Origin of the sequence: Flavobacterium crocinum, assembly GCF_003122385.1 — a bacterium.
GTDB classification, from domain to species: Bacteria; Bacteroidota; Bacteroidia; order Flavobacteriales; family Flavobacteriaceae; genus Flavobacterium; species Flavobacterium crocinum.
In genome coordinates, this window is sequence record NZ_CP029255.1 from 1,401,823 (window position 1) to 1,415,726 (window position 13,904).

20 protein-coding genes are annotated in these 13,904 nt (G+C 32.4%); 9 read left to right on the top strand and 11 right to left on the bottom strand.

The window, feature by feature from the left end; all coding sequences use genetic code 11:
• Positions 1–3 precede the first annotated feature (3 nt).
• The 4 genes from HYN56_RS06515 to HYN56_RS06530 are packed head-to-tail and all read left to right on the top strand — an operon-like array spanning position 4 to position 4,332.
• Positions 4–219, top strand: a complete 216-nt coding sequence (locus tag HYN56_RS06515) for a DUF350 domain-containing protein (protein ID WP_109191434.1) — start codon at positions 4–6, stop codon at positions 217–219.
• The gene (locus HYN56_RS06520) at positions 212–1,732 is read left to right on the top strand and encodes a polyamine aminopropyltransferase (protein ID WP_109191435.1); all 1,521 of its coding nucleotides are present in this window, start codon (positions 212–214) and stop codon (positions 1,730–1,732) included. The genes HYN56_RS06515 and HYN56_RS06520 overlap by 8 nt, the downstream gene beginning before the upstream one ends.
• Positions 1,707–3,335, top strand: coding sequence for an NAD(P)/FAD-dependent oxidoreductase (locus tag HYN56_RS06525; RefSeq protein ID WP_109191436.1), 1,629 nt, complete (start codon positions 1,707–1,709; stop codon positions 3,333–3,335). The genes HYN56_RS06520 and HYN56_RS06525 overlap by 26 nt, the downstream gene beginning before the upstream one ends.
• Positions 3,313–4,332, top strand: a complete 1,020-nt coding sequence (locus HYN56_RS06530; RefSeq protein ID WP_109191437.1) for a hypothetical protein — start codon at positions 3,313–3,315, stop codon at positions 4,330–4,332. Before HYN56_RS06525 ends, HYN56_RS06530 begins: the two co-directional genes overlap by 23 nt.
• A gap of 155 nt (positions 4,333–4,487) precedes the next feature.
• Here HYN56_RS06530 and HYN56_RS06535 read toward each other — a convergent pair whose 3' ends face one another.
• The 3 genes from HYN56_RS06535 to HYN56_RS06545 form a co-directional block, all read right to left on the bottom strand.
• Positions 4,488–5,243, bottom strand: a complete 756-nt coding sequence (locus tag HYN56_RS06535; protein WP_109191438.1) for an SGNH/GDSL hydrolase family protein — start codon at positions 5,241–5,243, stop codon at positions 4,488–4,490.
• Between the two features lie 65 nt (positions 5,244–5,308).
• Positions 5,309–6,091 (bottom strand): DUF3050 domain-containing protein, encoded by a 783-nt coding sequence (locus tag HYN56_RS06540; protein WP_109191439.1) that lies wholly within the window; start codon positions 6,089–6,091, stop codon positions 5,309–5,311.
• Positions 6,092–6,182: 91 nt separating this feature from the next.
• Positions 6,183–7,361 carry an acyl-CoA dehydrogenase family protein gene (locus tag HYN56_RS06545; protein ID WP_109191440.1) on the bottom strand — a complete coding sequence of 393 codons (1,179 nt, stop codon included), beginning with the start codon at positions 7,359–7,361 and terminating at the stop codon, positions 6,183–6,185.
• Positions 7,362–7,527: 166 nt separating this feature from the next.
• Here HYN56_RS06545 and HYN56_RS06550 point away from each other — a divergent pair, with 166 nt between their 5' ends.
• Positions 7,528–9,300 (top strand): helix-turn-helix domain-containing protein, encoded by a 1,773-nt coding sequence (locus HYN56_RS06550; RefSeq protein ID WP_109191441.1) that lies wholly within the window; start codon positions 7,528–7,530, stop codon positions 9,298–9,300.
• Positions 9,301–9,487: 187 nt separating this feature from the next.
• On the opposite strand, the gene HYN56_RS06555 is transcribed toward HYN56_RS06550, so the two are convergent.
• From HYN56_RS06555 to HYN56_RS06590, 8 genes are read right to left on the bottom strand one after another with little or no spacing between them, the layout of a single operon-like run.
• Positions 9,488–9,619, bottom strand: coding sequence for an rSAM-modified peptide (locus HYN56_RS06555; RefSeq protein ID WP_109191442.1), 132 nt, complete (start codon positions 9,617–9,619; stop codon positions 9,488–9,490).
• A gap of 46 nt (positions 9,620–9,665) precedes the next feature.
• On the bottom strand, positions 9,666–9,797 hold the full coding sequence (locus tag HYN56_RS06560) for an rSAM-modified peptide (RefSeq protein WP_109191443.1): 132 nt from the start codon (positions 9,795–9,797) through the stop codon (positions 9,666–9,668).
• A gap of 46 nt (positions 9,798–9,843) precedes the next feature.
• Positions 9,844–9,975 carry an rSAM-modified peptide gene (locus HYN56_RS06565; protein ID WP_109191444.1) on the bottom strand — a complete coding sequence of 44 codons (132 nt, stop codon included), beginning with the start codon at positions 9,973–9,975 and terminating at the stop codon, positions 9,844–9,846.
• Between the two features lie 46 nt (positions 9,976–10,021).
• Positions 10,022–10,153: an rSAM-modified peptide gene (locus HYN56_RS06570; protein ID WP_109191445.1), complete on the bottom strand. Its 132-nt coding sequence runs from the start codon at positions 10,151–10,153 to the stop codon at positions 10,022–10,024.
• 46 nt (positions 10,154–10,199) lie between these two features.
• Positions 10,200–10,331, bottom strand: a complete 132-nt coding sequence (locus tag HYN56_RS06575) for an rSAM-modified peptide (protein WP_109191446.1) — start codon at positions 10,329–10,331, stop codon at positions 10,200–10,202.
• A gap of 47 nt (positions 10,332–10,378) precedes the next feature.
• The gene (locus HYN56_RS06580) at positions 10,379–10,510 is read right to left on the bottom strand and encodes an rSAM-modified peptide (RefSeq protein ID WP_109191443.1); all 132 of its coding nucleotides are present in this window, start codon (positions 10,508–10,510) and stop codon (positions 10,379–10,381) included.
• Positions 10,511–10,555: 45 nt separating this feature from the next.
• On the bottom strand, positions 10,556–10,687 hold the full coding sequence (locus HYN56_RS06585; protein WP_109191446.1) for an rSAM-modified peptide: 132 nt from the start codon (positions 10,685–10,687) through the stop codon (positions 10,556–10,558).
• A 46-nt stretch (positions 10,688–10,733) separates the two neighbouring features.
• A complete protein-coding gene (locus HYN56_RS06590) occupies positions 10,734–10,865 on the bottom strand; it encodes an rSAM-modified peptide (protein WP_109191447.1) in 132 nt (43 codons plus the stop codon).
• Positions 10,866–11,529: 664 nt separating this feature from the next.
• On the opposite strand from HYN56_RS06590, the gene HYN56_RS06595 reads away from it, so the two are divergent.
• The 4 genes from HYN56_RS06595 (at position 11,530) to HYN56_RS06600 (ending at position 13,679) form a co-directional block, all read left to right on the top strand.
• Entirely contained in the window at positions 11,530–13,011 is a 1,482-nt protein-coding gene (locus HYN56_RS06595) for a vitamin K epoxide reductase family protein (RefSeq protein WP_240622662.1), read from the top strand.
• Positions 13,012–13,040: 29 nt separating this feature from the next.
• Positions 13,041–13,223 (top strand): hypothetical protein, encoded by a 183-nt coding sequence (locus tag HYN56_RS24970; RefSeq protein ID WP_146194574.1) that lies wholly within the window; start codon positions 13,041–13,043, stop codon positions 13,221–13,223.
• 69 nt (positions 13,224–13,292) lie between these two features.
• A complete protein-coding gene (locus HYN56_RS25030; protein WP_167398281.1) occupies positions 13,293–13,430 on the top strand; it encodes a hypothetical protein in 138 nt (45 codons plus the stop codon).
• Positions 13,431–13,487: 57 nt separating this feature from the next.
• Positions 13,488–13,679, top strand: coding sequence for a hypothetical protein (locus HYN56_RS06600; RefSeq protein ID WP_109191449.1), 192 nt, complete (start codon positions 13,488–13,490; stop codon positions 13,677–13,679).
• Positions 13,680–13,904 lie beyond the last annotated feature (225 nt).

Sequence of the window (13,904 nt, forward strand, 5' to 3'; positions counted from 1 at the left end):
ATTATGGAATTAATTCACGCTCAGCCAATAGTAAATTCGATTATCTATTCTATTTTAGGAATTGCCATTTTGTTAGTAGGCTATTTTATTATCGAAAAACTGACTCCGGAAAATACCTGGAAAGAAGTTACAGAAAAAAGTAATGTTGCTGTTGCGATTGTTTTGGCAGCGTTTATCATTGGAATTTCCATGATTATTAGTGCCGCAATTCATGGGTAAAAAGTTTCTTAGGTTTGAATTTCTTTTACTTTTTGCTGTATTTATAATTGCCACTTGCGGTCTTATTTATGAATTGGTTGCGGGAACTTTGGCGAGTTATTTATTAGGCGATTCGGTAAAACAGTTTTCATTTATTATTGGCGTGTACCTGTTTTCGATGGGTATAGGCTCTTTTTTTTCGAAGTTTTTCAATAAGAATCTGCTCAATACTTTTGTAGAAATCGAAATTCTGGTTGGACTTATCGGCGGTTTAAGTTCAGTGGTTTTGTTTTTGCTGTTTGAAAGTGTGGGCTCTTTTCAGTTCATTTTATATTTATTTGTTTTTGTAACCGGTTTTTTGGTTGGATTGGAGATTCCGCTTTTAATGAATATTTTAAAAGACAGGGTCGAGTTCAAAGATCTGGTTTCGAATGTTTTTACGTTTGATTATATCGGAGCACTTTTGGCATCGATCTTATTTCCATTGGTTTTAGTGCCAAAATTGGGCATTATGGGAACTTCTCTTTTCTTCGGAATGATCAATGTGAGTATTGCCATTGCTTTGTGTTTTTTGTTGAAAAGAGAATTAAAGAAACCGTCTTTATTAAGAGCAAAAGCTGTTTTCTCTTTTTTGTTATTATTGACTGTTTTTATTTTTTCGAATGATATTCTCGCGTATTCAGAAGGGAAATTGTACGGAGAAAATATCATTTATACCAATTCGACACCGTATCAGCGTATCGTTTTAACGCATAATAAGAGCGATTACAGGCTTTATTTGAATAACAACTTACAATTTAGTTCTGCAGACGAATATCGTTATCACGAAGCTTTGGTTCATCCTGCTATGTCGATGGCAAAAAGCGTTGAAAATGTTTTGGTTTTAGGTGGCGGAGACGGGCTTGCCGTTCGTGAAATCCTGAAATATAAATACGTTAAGAAAGTAACTTTGGTCGATTTGGACGAAGGAATGACCAAGTTGTTCAAAACCAATTCGGTGTTGACGAATTTCAATCAAAATTCGTTGAATAATCCTAAAGTTACCGTAATTAATACCGACGCTTATATTTGGGCGAAAAGCTGTAAAGAAAAGTACGATGTTGCGATAATCGATTTTCCGGATCCTTCTAATTATAGTTTGGGGAAATTGTATTCTCTTAATTTTTATCAAACCATAAAAACCATTTTAAAACCTGACGCAGCCGTTGTAATACAAACTACATCGCCTTATTTTGCACCGAAATCTTTTTGGTGTATCAATAAAACAGTCATGCAGGTTTTTCCTCAGGTAGATGCTTATCATGCCTATGTTCCGTCGTTTGGAGAATGGGGTTATACGATTGCCATAAATGGTTTTGGAACGACTTTTAATTCCGTAAACCGAAAAGCTGACGGATTGCGATTTTACAATTACCAATTCGACCGCTTCAATTATTTTACCAACGATATGATTTCAAACCAAATCGAAATCAATCGTTTAGATAACCAGATTTTAGTACGCTATTTTGATGAAGAGTGGGGAAAACTGCAATAAATCCAGAAGGAGTTTTATAAAAATAGTAGGAACGGCTTTAATTGCGGTTCCGTTTCTGCAGTTTTGTTCGGATAAAATTGCGGTTTTGATGATTCGTTTATCGGGTACAAAACATTTGCTTGGACATCGTTTATGGATTAAAGATTTTCCTAAACCCACCAAAAAAATTGAGATTCCATATTTAATCGTTGGCGGAGGAATTTCAGGATTAAGTGCTGCGCGTCAGTTTCATAAAAAAGGAATTTCAGATTTTCTGATCGTAGAATTAGAAAATCATTTGGGCGGAAATTCTTCCAACGGAGAAAACAGATACTCTAAATATCCTTTAGGAGCGCATTATCTTCCTTTACCTAATTTTCAGGATAAAGAACTGCTTCAATTTCTGGAAGAGGAAAAAATCATTTTAAAGTATAATGAAAAAGGATTTCCTGTTTTTGATGAATTACAATTGACTTTTGCACCAGACGAACGTTTGTTTTACAAAAACAATTGGCAGGAAGGCGTAGTTCCTAAAGAAGGAAATTTGGTTTCTGATGATTTGGAGTTTGATAAATTCTTCAAAAAAATGGATGTTTTTAGAAGTTCCAAAGGCGAAGATCAAAAGTATTTGTTTGATATTCCGCTTTATCTTTCTTCTAAAGACGAAAAGACGAGAGCTTTGGATAAGATTACGATGAAAGAATGGTTCAAAGACAATCATTTTACGTCTGAACCTTTGTTCAATTACATTGATTATTGCTGTAAAGACGATTTTGGTTTAGGAATCGAATACGTTTCGGCTTGGGCAGGAATTCATTATTTTGCAGGAAGAAAACAGGATTCTACACCCGAAAAACACGATAGCGTTTTAACCTGGCCTGAAGGAAATTCGCGCTTAGCCAATCATTTGAAAAAATATACGAAAGACAAATCGCTGCAAAATCATTTGGTTTATGATATCAAAGTAGAAAACAATAAAGTAATCGCAAAAGCCTTTGATGATGTAAACAAAACTTCGGTTGAAATTATTGCCGATAAAGTAATAATGGCTTCTCCGCAGTTTGTAAATCAGTATCTGATTCAAGATCGAAAAACGTTCACCAAAGATTTTCATTACACGCCCTGGCTTTTAGCAACTTTGGTTGTAAATGATTTGTTTGACAATTTTAGTTTTCCGCTTTCGTGGGATAATGTAATTTATGATGCAAAAGGTTTGGGATATGTTTACGATCAGCATCAGACCGTGAATCAAATTCAGGATAAAAAAGTCATTACATACTATTATAGTTTTTCGTCTGCCGATTTGAAGAAAACAAGAAAAGAGCTTTATAAAAAAGACAAAGAATATTGGAAACAGTTTGTGCTGAACGATTTAAAAGTGGCGCATCCCAATATTGAAGAATATACAGAAGATGTCGAAGTTTTTCTTTTAGGACACGGAATGATTTCGCCAGCGCCGGGATTTATTTTTGGTGAAGTGAAGAAACAGGCCAAGCAGAATATTCAGAATAAAATATATTTTGCGCATAGCGATTTATCCGGAATTTCGATTTTTGAAGAAGCTTTTCATCAGGGAATTAATGTTGTAAATGAAATTGTAGATGGAACAGCCGTGGATTCATAAACCCAAAACCGATTTAGCTTTTATTATTGGGCCGTCATTTTTTGTATTGGCGATCATCTTCCTGTTTCAGGATTATATTACTCAGATTGAAGAGCATTATTCTTTTTACACTTGGTTGTTTTTAATTGTTTTTATTGATGTCGCACATGTTTATGCGACCTTATTCAAAACCTATTTTGTTGCCGATGAGTTTCAAAAACAAAAAAGAAGATTGATTCTGTTGCCCATTATTTGTCTGGTAACCGGAATTGTGCTTTTCTCTTTTGGAAGTTTAGTTTTTTGGTCATTTCTGGCTTATGTGGCTGTTTTTCATTTTATCAGACAGCAATATGGTTTCATGAGATTGTATGCCAGAAAAGAAACCAAAACAAAAATCTCCGTTTGGATTGATAATCTTGCGATTTATGCTTCGACTGGATATCCTATGCTGTATTGGTTTTTTTCGTCGAAGCGAAAGTTCAACTGGTTTGTGGAAAATGAATTTTTCAGGTTTGAAAATCAAAGAATTCTAGAAATCCTGTTTTGGGTTTATGTTGGGATTTTAGTTTTGTATGTTGTTTATACTGTCGTAAAATCTATTCAAAATCAGTTTTTTAATATACCGAAAAACAGCATTGTTCTGGGAACAGCTTTGTCCTGGTATTTCGGAATTGTGTATTTTAATGATGATTTGATTTTTACTTTACTGAACGTCGTTTCGCACGGAATTCCGTATATGGCTTTAGTTTATTTTAGGGAAATTGACAAAAAATCAGCCTCGGAATTAGGGCGTTTGTCTTTTTTAAAACAATACAAGGGCATTTTAATTTATATTGGAATTCTTCTTTTAATTGCCTTTTCGGAAGAGTTTCTTTGGGAGTTTTTTGTTTGGAATGAAAACATCAGTGTGACTAATTTTGATTTTTCTAGCTGGCAGATTTTATTGGTTCCGTTGCTTACTGTTCCGCAGTTTACACATTATTTGTTGGATGGGTTTATTTGGAAGTCTAAGAAGTAAATCTCTTTCGTTCTTTTGAAAAATAAAAGATCTAATCTAGCCCCGATAGAAGTGATATCCTTTTGTTCTGGGGTTCAGAACAAAAGATATAACGGATAGCGGGACTAAACGTACTTTTGAAAATGACTTTTTCTGCTTCTAAAAAATAAAAAAACTTAATTCTGCAAAGCTGTTTTTATTTTCGGCATCATTCTGTCCACAAACATTTTATAAGCAGCTTCGGAAGGATGTAAACCGTCTGAAGCAACAAGGTTTGGATTGCTAAGTCCTAAACGAGTAATATCTGTAATCGAAACAAATGCGACTTGATTGTTATTGCAATAGTTTTCTGCAAAGCCGTTGTATTTGTCTATTTCGGCAGAAATTGTAGCACTTTGATCTCCTGAAAGCGCTTTCCCGTAAGGTGTGTAGGCGTAATCTGGAATAGAAATGACTACAACATTTTTTCGATCGCCTTTTGCCAGCATAATTGCTTTGTTGACTAATTCCGGAAATTCTTTTTCGTAAACCGAAAAATTTCTATGCTGATATTGATTGTTAACGCCAATTAAAAGTGTTACCAAATCATAGTTGGATTCTGGTTTTTGAGATTCTATTGCCGAAAGTAAATTGGATGTTGTCCAGCCTGTTGTAGCAATTATTTTGAGCGAAATGGTGCTCGAATACATTGTATTTAAACTTGCCTTTAGCTGTTCCGGAAATTTGCAGGTGGTGCAAACACTTTGTCCAATTGTATAACTATCGCCTAAAGCCAAATAATTTATAGAACTCGCAATGGGCGGATTTGGTGTTACAGGCGGAATTACAACCGGTGGAGTAGTGGTAATGGGAGTTGCGGTTTCGTCTGAACTGCAGCTTAAGAGGAATCCTGAAAGTATAACAATAACTATTTGTTTAAAATCTAGTTTCATAATTTGTTTAAATTTTGAGGTCGTTTTAAACAAATAGTTACGTTAAATATGTGGGTTTGGATTTATTAAACCATTTCGGTTTTCATCACAATATCTTCTTCGATGGCATTCCAAAGACCAATGCGTTTTTCTAAGGCAAGAATAGAAACTTCTTCCGCTTCTTTCCATTTTTGTGCATCTTCTTCACATAATTCTGAGATCATTGTCATTGCCATTGGACCATGCTCATCGGCATCTAGTTCGATATGTCTTTCAAAATAATATAAAAGTTTTGTCAAATCAGTTTCCGGAAGATTCTTTTGAAAGTTTTTTAGGATTTCTGTAAACATGCTTGGAATCAAATCTTCTCTTCCGAAAGTAAAAGCAGCGGCAATTTCGTGTGGTTTTCCTTCTTCAATTACTCTAAAAGTAAAATCTAAGAACGCTTTCACATTTGGGTGCATCGGGCTTTGTTTGATGGCAACAAATATGTTTTGAAGCGAATGTACTTCTGATAAGAAACTTAAGATTCCGGTTGTATTGGCACCACAGGCTTCCATTGCTTCCAAATACATTTCGTAATGACTTTGTCTTCTTCCGTCGAGTGTCAAATCTGTTTCTTCTGCAAGAACAATTTCATTAATTAAATATCGTGTTTCCGGATTTTTTGTAGCAAACCAAGGCGTTGTCGTACAAGTAAGTTTGGCTTGTAAAGCTTTTAAAAGTGACATAAAATCCCAAACAGCAAAAACGTGTGTTTCAAGAAAGCTGTGTAAGTCGTCTATGTTTTGAATCTTATTGTATAAAGAATGGTTTAAAAGTTGGTCTTTCTGAGGTTGGATGCTTTTGTTTATCGTTTCGATATTCATTTTTGGAATAATTTTGATGCAAAGATAAAAAGCTTCTCCGTTAAGAAGAAGCTTTTCGCATTGATTTTATGTATATTTTAATAGTTGATGTTTATTTAAATGCTGGAATTCCAGTTACATCCATTCCGGTTATCAACAAATGGATGTCGTGAGTTCCTTCATAAGTAATGACACTTTCTAGGTTCATCATGTGACGCATAATAGAGTATTCGCCAGTTATTCCCATACCTCCAAGCATTTGTCTTGCTTCGCGAGCAATGTTGATTGCCATGTTTACGTTGTTACGTTTTGCCATCGAAATTTGAGCAGTTGTTGCTTTTCCTTCGTTTCTTAAAACGCCTAAACGCCAGGTTAACAATTGCGCTTTTGTGATTTCGGTAATCATTTCTGCCAGTTTTTTCTGCTGTAATTGAGTTCCTCCAATTGGTTTTCCGAATTGGATTCTCTCTTTTGAATATCTTAAAGCAGTATCATAACAATCCATTGCTGCACCAATTGCACCCCAGGCAATTCCGTAACGGGCAGAATCTAAACAGCCAAGCGGAGCACCAAGTCCGGATTTATTTGGTAAAAGGTTTTCTTTTGGAACTTTTACATTATCAAAAATTAATTCTCCTGTTGCAGAGGCACGAAGCGACCATTTATTGTGGGTTTCAGGAGTTGTAAAACCTTCCATCCCGCGTTCTACAATTAAACCATGAATTCGGCCTTCCTCATTTTTAGCCCAAACAATAGCGATATCAGCAAAAGGCGCATTTGAAATCCACATTTTAGCACCATTTAAAAGATAATGATCGCCCATATCTTTAAAATTGGTAATCATACTTCCCGGATCAGAACCGTGATCTGGTTCTGTTAAACCAAAACATCCTATATATTCGCCAGTAGCAAGCTTTGGCAGATACTTCATTCTCTGTTCTTCGTTTCCGTATTTCCAAATTGGATACATTACTAAGGAAGATTGCACAGATGAGGTTGATCTTACACCAGAATCGCCTCTTTCGATTTCCTGCATAATTAGACCATAAGAGATTTGATCTAATCCTGCTCCGCCATATTCTACAGGAATATAAGGGCCGAAACCGCCAATTTCTCCCAGACCTTTTATGATTTGTTTAGGAAATTCTGCTTTTTGTGCATATTCTTCTATAATAGGAGAAACTTCTTTTTTAACCCATGCACGAGCAGATTCGCGAACCAATTTATGTTCGTCAGAAAGTAAATCGTCTAAGTTGTAGTAATCTGGAGATTGAAATAGGTCTGGTTTCATGTTTTTTAATTTTTAACAAAACAAATTTACGTAATAAAAATATAACAAATAACTCTTATTTTGTTATATTTTTTAAAGGTAAAAATAAAATTAATAGGAATTTGGCAAATTAATTGTAGTTTATTGATAATTTATAGACTATTTTTGAATACCAAAAATTTAATAAATGAGGCTGATCATCTCTTTTCTATTTTTATTCCTACTTAATACTGCTGTAGCTCAACCTACAAAAGAGCTTACTGAACAAGAGTATTTGGAGCTGCAAGATAAAATACGTTTCAGTATAAATGGAAATTATGATGAAGGATTGGAGTATGTTGATCAATTGTTAAAATCAAAAAATGAGGAACGTCTTGCTTTTGCTTATGGAGTTAGTTCCTATTTATATCAATTAAAAGGTAATGTTAAAGAGTCTGATAAAAAATATGATCTGGCTTTAAAACATTTACAGAAGATTCCGGAATCAGATAGTAAGTATAAACTTCAATCCTATTTAGCTAATTACCGAGGTTTAATATATTGGAAAAGAGGTAATTATTCCAAGTCTTTGACAAGTTATCAGGAGGGAATCAAATATTCTACTCAGATAAAAGACGTAATGCAAATTTTAAGACTTAAGGCAAATATTGCTATTTTAAATGAAGGAGTAGGAAACTATCAATTATCAATAAAGATTTTGAGACAGAACGATGCTTTTTTGGATAGAAATGAAAGTCTGTATGAAAAAGATTTATTTCAGAATTCTAAAAGTAATACTTATATCAATCTGGGAGGTTCATACGAAGGATATTATTCTAAAAACAGGAATAAAAAATATTTACTGGACTCTGCAGAATATTTTTATAAAAAAGCAATTGCCTACTCAGACAAGTTTGTAGATAATAATATTACTGCAAAATTAAGCCTGGGAAATGTTTATGTCTTTAAAAAAGATTTTAAAAATGCTGAGAAAATCTATTATGACATTGCTTTTTATTCAAAACAGGTTAATAGTGATTTTCTTTATCAGATAGCCAATTTTAATCTTGGAGATCTGTACTACGCTACAAAAAAATACGATAAAGCACTTATTTTTCTTAAAAAAGTAGATTCTCTTAGTATCAAAAATAAAACGATTGATAATAGTTATTTCAAATCTAATTATTTGCAGGCCAAAATTTACAGCCTTAAGAATGAGCCGGAACTTGCTTATAAACATTCCAAATTATATTTGGATTCATATGAAAAATATGAAGGCAATATGAGAGAAGAAGCTCTTGAGGTTAATTTTCAATTAGGTACAGCTGATCTTAGCACAGAAATGCTGGATGTACAGGAAAAATATAAATACGAAGTTTTTTGGAACAAAGCATTAAAAGTATTTTATGTGATTCTGGTAATTGGAATTGTATTTTTCCTAATTAAAAATATTCGGGATAAGAATAAAGCTCAAAAGAAAATGAATGCTTTGATAGAAGAATTTAAAGCTAATCTTGAGAAAAAAGAACTGGAAAAGGCTGAAATTGAAAAATCAAGAATTGAGCAACCTGTACTTGAAGTTTCTGAATTAGAAGATATTCAACTGAAAAAAGAAAATGCTAATCTAAGTATTGATGAAGCAAAAGAGAATAAAATTGTAGAAAAATTATTAGCTCTCGAAGAAAAACTGGAATACTTAAATTCAGATTTTACACTTTCGTATGCCGCAAAAAAAATAAAAACGAATACAACTTATTTATCTTATGTAGTTAATAAGAGATTTGGAAAATCTTTTGGAGAATATTCTAACGAATTGAAAATTAATTATGTTATCAATCAAATGATTACGAATCACTTATATCGTAAATATTCTACTCAGGCAATTGCTGAAAGTGTCGGATTTAAGAACGCGGTCTCTTTTGCAAAATCGTTTCGCAAAAGAACTGGAGTATCTCCAGCTCAGTTTGCGAATAATATATAGGAGATATATAAATTTTATCGATTTTCATTTCCGTTACTTTTTTTAGCGTCATCAGTACTAGTAGCATCATTTCTTCATTACCAATTTTAATGACTAGGTTGGATTTCTGCTATTCTAATTTAATTGAAAAGTTGAGAATATCTGACTTTTAACTTTTGGATTACTTTAAATATTTTTAAAATCAGAATTACCCGTTTCCGTTTCCTTTACCTCTTCCCGGATCAATATCTTCTCCTTCACCGCCTCTAGTAGTTTTTTGCTCTTTTTTAGAAATTGTTTCTTTTTGGAAATCTTTGAATGTGTATGTTGTAGTTTTCATGTTTTTGAATTTTTTGGATTGCTTTTATATATTTTTAAAATCAGGATTACCCGTTTCCGTTTCCTTTAACTCTTCCCGGATCCACTTCGTCACCGCCTCCGCCAATAATTGTTTTTTGCTCTTTTTTAGAAATTGTTTCTTTTTGGAAATCTTTGAATGTGAATGTTGTATTTTTCATTTTTTTGAATTTTTTGGATTGCTTTTATATATTTTTAAAATCAGAATTACCCGTTTCCGTTTCCTTTACCTCTTCCCGGATCAATATCTTCTCCTTCACCGCCTCTAATAGTTTTTTGCTCTTTTTTAGAAATTGTTTCTTTTTGGAAATCTTTGAATGTGAATGTTGTATTTTTCATTTTTTTGAATTTTTTGGATTGCTTTTATATATTTTTAAAATCAGAATTACCCGTTTCCGTTTCCTTTACCTCTTCCCGGATCAATTTCTTCATCACCACCACCTTTAATAATTTTTTGCTCTTTTTTAGAAATTGTTTCTTTTTGGAAATCTTTGAATGTGTATGTTGTAGTTTTCATGTCTTTAAATTTTTTGGATTGCTTTTATATATTTTTAAAATCAGGATTACCCGTTTCCGTTTCCTTTACCTCTTCCCGGATCAACTTCGTCACCGCCTCCACCAATAATAGTTTTTTGCTCTTTTTTAGAGATTGTTTCTTTTTGGAAATCTTTGAATGTGTATGTTGTAGTTTTCATGTCTTTGAATTTTTTGGATTGCTTTTATATATATTTTAAAATCAGAATTACCCGTTTCCGTTTCCTTTAACTCTTCCCGGATCAACTTCGTCACCGCCTCCGCCAATAATTGTTTTTTGCTCTTTTTTAGAAATTGTTTCTTTTTGGAAATCTTTGAATGTGAATGTTGTATTTTTCATGTTTTTGAATTTTTTGGATTGCTTTTATATATTTTAAAATCTGAATTACCCGTTTCCGTTTCCTTTACCTCTTCCCGGATCAACTTCGTCACCGCCTCCGCCAATAATAGTTTTTTGCTCTTTTTTAGAGATTGTTTCTTTTTGGAAATCTTTGAATGTGTATGTTGTAGTTTTCATGTTTTTGAATTTTTTGGATTGCTTTTATATATTTTTAAAATCAGGATTACCCGTTTCCGTTTCCTTTAACTCTTCCCGGATCCACTTCGTCACCGCCTCCGCCAATAATTGTTTTTTGCTCTTTTTTAGAAATTGTTTCAGTCTGGAAATCTTTGAATGTGAATGTTGTAGTTTTCATTTTTTTGAGTTTTTTTAAATTAAAATTTTAATACTATTAATCTTTCATAAATATTTTTTTGCACTGTGATTAATTGCGTTGAAAAATAGCGCTAAAAATTAGTTATGCTAAAATTTTTGGTTGTTATTCTTGTTTGAAAAGCAGTGAAAACGAAGTTCTTTTTTGAAAGTTAAATCTTATGTTATTTTCTTTCTGCTTTGTTTTTTTTTGGGAAGTATTTTGCTTCGAATTTGAGGTTTTATTTTGACTTTTTCGAGTCATTTTTTAACCTCTTTTTATATGATTTTTTTCTTGTAAATCATATAAATTTTAGGGCCTGTTTTTCATGTTTTGTGATGTTTAGATTATTGCATATCCAAAACTAGATAAAAAGTAGAGCCGTTAATCGAAAATGGTCTTTCTGAGATTTTTATTCAAAAAAAATACAAATAACTCTTTGTTTGTCAGTGTTTTATGTAAATTACTATACTTGGTATAATTTATAAATTGTATGTGGTATAATTAATAAAATGTATATATACATGCGATTTTTATCAATAAAAACCCCAATCTTTGCAATGAAATTATGATTTAAAAACGATCAAAAGCGATGTTAAAACTGGTCCAAAAATTTTTACAAATCAATCGATACTCAGACATAAAAAGTGAGTTCAAGGATCTGTTTTTGTCTCATCCAAATTATCCAAGTTTATTTGCCATTACAGATTCGTTTGATTTGCTTTCTGTAGAGAATGCTGCTGTGAGAGTTTCGAAAGAACAAATTGTGGATTTACCTTCCAATTTTTTGGCGTATTTCAAAGAAGAATTAATCCTGGTTGAGAAGATTAAAAACGGTGTCCGAATTACAACACTGAAAAAAGGAAGTCAAAAATTATCTTATGATAAATTCCTTTTAGACTGGAATGGAGTAATTGTAGCTATCGAACCAAATAATGTTGTTGCCAGAGAGAATTTGAAAGTAGAGTACAACTGGTTAAAATATTTTTTGCCATTGGCACTTGTTACAGGATTGTCTTTTTTCTATAATGGTTTTAATTTATTCAGCAGTATTTTTTTAGTAACCTCAGTGTTAGGTTTAATTGTAAGTATATTTATAGTTCAGCAAAAATGGGGAGTGAAAAATACTGTAATTTCAAAATTTTGTAATCTAAGTTCTAATTCATCTTGCCATTCAGTAATCAGTTTCAACGACGATATTGCAAACAGATGGATCAGTTTTTCAGATTTACCATTATTGTTCTTTAGTGCAAGCATTATTGCAATTCTGGTTCAGCCATTAAGTTCAGCGGTTTTTGTTGGATTTTTAAGTTTATTAGCAATTCCTGTGGTGGTTTGTTCTATCTGGATTCAAAAATTTGAAATTCAAAAATGGTGCGTAATGTGTTTAGCGGTATCATTTTTAATAATAGTTCAAAGTGTTGTTTGGTTTTCTTCAGATCTTTTCACTTTGAGTTTTAACTTCAGTACTGTTTTTCCATACGTATTCTCTTTATTGCTTTTAATTCCAATTTGGGCATCAGTTAAAGTAATGATCAAAAAGATGCTGGATAATGAAAATTCATTAAAAGAGCTTAAAAAGTTTAAAAGAAATTATTCTCTGTTAAACTTCTTATCTAAAAAAGTAAAATACACAAAAGGATTTGAAGATTTAAGAGGCTTGAATTTTGGAAATAAAAATGCAGCAGTAAAACTTTCAGTTATACTAAGTCCAAGTTGCGGACACTGTTACAAAACATTTCAGGAAGCTTTTGAATTAGTGATAAAATTTCCGGACAAGATATTTTTGAATGTTCTTTTTAATATTAATCCTGAAAATAATGATAATCCTTATAAAGCTGTCGTTGAAAGACTTTTAACCATTAACAGAACAACACCGGGAAAAACTGTTGAAGCAATTTCAGATTGGTATATTAAAAGAATGACACATAAAAAATGGCTTAAAAAATGGCATGTTGATGCTGTGAGTATGATGATTAGTCAGGAAATTCAAAAACAATATGATTGGTGTTCAATGAATAACTTTAATTATACACCGGTTAAAATTGTTAATGAAAGATTGTTTCCGAATGAATATGAGTTAAACGAACTAAAATATTTCCTGAACGATTTTGTAGATGAAGTTCAGGTTTTAGAAAGAATAGCATAAAAAAAATACTAACCCCAAACACCTGCGTTATGTTAAAGAATATATTGAAATTGAAAGGTGCAGTAGAATTGACTGCGAACGAACAAAAAACAATAAACGGAGGTAATGCTCCTATTTGTGAGGATGGATTTAAAGCTAAAAGATGTACAGAATTTGGAACAGTGCCTGCATACTGGAGCTGTGTGCCAAATAGCTACGTTGGAAGCTGTTAAGACTGAAGACCTAAAGTCTCAGATTTTTCCAGATCTGGAGGCTTGTCCAAAAAACGTAAATAACCAGTTATGTTAGAAAAGATTTTAAAGAGCAAAGAAACTAAAAAGCTGACAAAAAAAGAGCAAAAGAACATTTTAGGAGGTGAAGTATCACAACCTAATTGTCATGATGCTATTGCCGAAAAAATTATGCTTGCTAATTTTTAATATTTCTATAGTAACAGAGGTGAAATGAAACTCTGTTACTATAAAAATTGTATTAATATGCTGAAAAAAATTTTAAATCTTAATGGTGCTCAAAACATAAACAAAAATGAGCAGAAAACTATGAGAGGAGGAATTCCTGAGTGTTGGATTTATGCCATAGAAGCAGGATGTATTTTAATACCACCAGGCGAAACTTGTCCGATAAATACATCATCAGGTATTTGTGATACAAGTCGTCTTTGTTGTTGATTTTTAACTTTTTTAAAAGTAATACGATATAGCCTTATTTAGAATTTAGTCATGTTTTTTTTGAATGTATAGGCGCTCGATCGTGGAACATTGAGCATTTTCTCAGTATTGATGATTGGTACTGAGATTCTTAGGAGTTGGCCGCTGTGTTTAATTTTAATTGGTTAGGGTAAAACCCGCGGCCATGTCCTAAAGAAATTGTGTTGCTGGTAATTTGTTTATAAA

What these genes read in the sequence shown, in the direction of transcription:
- HYN56_RS06570 (WP_109191445.1), bottom strand. Translation starts at nt 10,153, where the DNA reads ATGAAAACTACAACATACACATTCAAAGATTTCCAAAAAGAAACAATT.
- HYN56_RS06590 (WP_109191447.1), bottom strand. Translation starts at nt 10,865, where the DNA reads ATGAAAACTACAACATTCACATTCAAAGATTTCCAGACTGAAACAATT.
- HYN56_RS06550 (WP_109191441.1), top strand. Translation starts at nt 7,528, where the DNA reads ATGAGGCTGATCATCTCTTTTCTATTTTTATTCCTACTTAATACTGCT.
- HYN56_RS06555 (WP_109191442.1), bottom strand. Translation starts at nt 9,619, where the DNA reads ATGAAAACTACAACATACACATTCAAAGATTTCCAAAAAGAAACAATT.
- HYN56_RS06585 (WP_109191446.1), bottom strand. Translation starts at nt 10,687, where the DNA reads ATGAAAACTACAACATACACATTCAAAGATTTCCAAAAAGAAACAATC.
- HYN56_RS24970 (WP_146194574.1), top strand. Translation starts at nt 13,041, where the DNA reads ATGTTAAAGAATATATTGAAATTGAAAGGTGCAGTAGAATTGACTGCG.
- HYN56_RS06560 (WP_109191443.1), bottom strand. Translation starts at nt 9,797, where the DNA reads ATGAAAAATACAACATTCACATTCAAAGATTTCCAAAAAGAAACAATT.
- HYN56_RS06530 (WP_109191437.1), top strand. Translation starts at nt 3,313, where the DNA reads ATGGAACAGCCGTGGATTCATAAACCCAAAACCGATTTAGCTTTTATT.
- HYN56_RS06545 (WP_109191440.1), bottom strand. Translation starts at nt 7,361, where the DNA reads ATGAAACCAGACCTATTTCAATCTCCAGATTACTACAACTTAGACGAT.
- HYN56_RS06600 (WP_109191449.1), top strand. Translation starts at nt 13,488, where the DNA reads ATGCTGAAAAAAATTTTAAATCTTAATGGTGCTCAAAACATAAACAAA.
- HYN56_RS06520 (WP_109191435.1), top strand. Translation starts at nt 212, where the DNA reads ATGGGTAAAAAGTTTCTTAGGTTTGAATTTCTTTTACTTTTTGCTGTA.
- HYN56_RS06575 (WP_109191446.1), bottom strand. Translation starts at nt 10,331, where the DNA reads ATGAAAACTACAACATACACATTCAAAGATTTCCAAAAAGAAACAATC.
- HYN56_RS06565 (WP_109191444.1), bottom strand. Translation starts at nt 9,975, where the DNA reads ATGAAAAATACAACATTCACATTCAAAGATTTCCAAAAAGAAACAATT.
- HYN56_RS06525 (WP_109191436.1), top strand. Translation starts at nt 1,707, where the DNA reads ATGAAGAGTGGGGAAAACTGCAATAAATCCAGAAGGAGTTTTATAAAA.
- HYN56_RS25030 (WP_167398281.1), top strand. Translation starts at nt 13,293, where the DNA reads ATGTTAGAAAAGATTTTAAAGAGCAAAGAAACTAAAAAGCTGACAAAA.
- HYN56_RS06535 (WP_109191438.1), bottom strand. Translation starts at nt 5,243, where the DNA reads ATGAAACTAGATTTTAAACAAATAGTTATTGTTATACTTTCAGGATTC.
- HYN56_RS06580 (WP_109191443.1), bottom strand. Translation starts at nt 10,510, where the DNA reads ATGAAAAATACAACATTCACATTCAAAGATTTCCAAAAAGAAACAATT.
- HYN56_RS06540 (WP_109191439.1), bottom strand. Translation starts at nt 6,091, where the DNA reads ATGAATATCGAAACGATAAACAAAAGCATCCAACCTCAGAAAGACCAA.
- HYN56_RS06515 (WP_109191434.1), top strand. Translation starts at nt 4, where the DNA reads ATGGAATTAATTCACGCTCAGCCAATAGTAAATTCGATTATCTATTCT.